Below are 1,241 nucleotides of genomic sequence, written 5' to 3'. Positions count from 1 at the left end.
GGTCAGCTGGTCTTACCGCTGTCCGACGTAGCTTCCGTCTGGTCGCCATCCGTCGCTTGGGCAGTAGAGGAGCCCGTCTGGCCCTTCTTTGAGCGGCTCGCCGTCGTGCGGGCAGGCGATCGGCCCCCGCTGCTGCTCGGCTCGTCGCTCGTCTGCTGCTTCTCGGAGGATGTCGAGGAGCTGGTACCAGGAGATGACTCCTCACCTCCCTCGGCGTCGACGGCGTCCTCGTTCTCGTTGGACGGGCCGCCGTGCACGGTGACCTTCGGCATGTCCTCTCCTTCCTCGACGCGGTTGGTGCTGCCGCACTCCGGGCAGCGGGGCGCGCCGACCGAGTAGCGGGCGGTGCAGTCGACACAGATCAGGAGCGCCATGTCAGGCCCCGGTCGCGGGGAGGTTCGCCGGGGCGCGCTGCGCGATCAGGTCGCGGGTCAGGGCGGTCACGGTCCCGGCGCCGGTGCTGGTGAGCTTCACGTACCGGTAGCCGTCGGACAGCGACGTGCCCTCGACCTCGACCACGGCCGCGTTCTGCGTCGCCGCGGCCGCCGTCACGACCGTCGCCGCAGCCGCCTGCGTACGGCGCGTCCACGCATCCGAGCCGTTGCCCGTGTTCGTGTGGTACTCGGCGATGCAGGCCAGGTTCTGCGCGCCCGTCCCCGCGTTGTCCTTGGCCTCCTGCAGCGTGTACGTGTCGCCGGCCGCGCCCGCGAGGTAGCAGCTGAAGGTGACGCCTGCGGCCGCGCCCTTGAGCGCGATCCACACGCCGTCGGCGGCCGGGGTGGTGTTGATGAGCCTGCCGAGTGCCCTCTGTGACATCGGTGGTCCTTTCGTCTGTGGCCGCCGGGGCGACACTGCCGGTCGGGTGGAGGCCGCTGCCGGGGCGTTACTGCCGACGGCGGCCGGGCGGGGGTTAGTTCAGCTCGACGAACGGGCTGAGGGTGCTGCTGGAGCCGTTGGCGGGAGTGATGGCCGACTGGATCCAGGGGCGGCCGTCGACGCGCTGGATGATGCGGAAGGTGGTCTTGTCGCTGCCGAACGCGTAGTCGGTGCTGCTGTCCGCCGTCATGGTCTGCCGGTCGCCGACGAGGTAGTACGACAGGTCAGTGAAGGCCAGGTCCCCGCGGGAGCCGAGGGTGCCGCCCTTCTCGGTGACAATCAGGGGACGGCCGAAGATGCTCATCGGCGCCGGGCCGGTGGCGTTGACGACGAACACGCTGTTGCCGCCGGTGCCGACGGTCAGG

3 protein-coding genes are annotated in these 1,241 nt (G+C 70.5%); 1 reads left to right on the top strand and 2 read right to left on the bottom strand.

Going from position 1 to position 1,241, the window contains the following annotated elements:
- A partial coding sequence (locus ACWDTP_RS38530) for a hypothetical protein (protein ID WP_450028458.1) occupies nucleotides 1-339 on the top strand: 339 nt, incomplete at its 5' end.
- Between the two features lie 36 nt (nucleotides 340-375).
- On the opposite strand, the gene ACWDTP_RS38525 is transcribed toward ACWDTP_RS38530, so the two are convergent.
- Both ACWDTP_RS38525 and ACWDTP_RS38520 read right to left on the bottom strand, forming a co-directional pair.
- Entirely contained in the window at nucleotides 376-816 is a 441-nt protein-coding gene (locus ACWDTP_RS38525; protein ID WP_450028457.1) for a hypothetical protein, read from the bottom strand.
- Nucleotides 817-910: 94 nt separating this feature from the next.
- Nucleotides 911-1,241: phage major capsid protein (locus ACWDTP_RS38520; protein WP_450028456.1), on the bottom strand; the 331-nt coding region annotated here is incomplete at its 5' end.

The organism is Mycobacterium sp. NPDC003449 (assembly GCF_053588415.1).
Note: the sequence above shows the minus strand (reverse complement) of the source record. Positions and strands in the feature narration are given on the sequence as shown.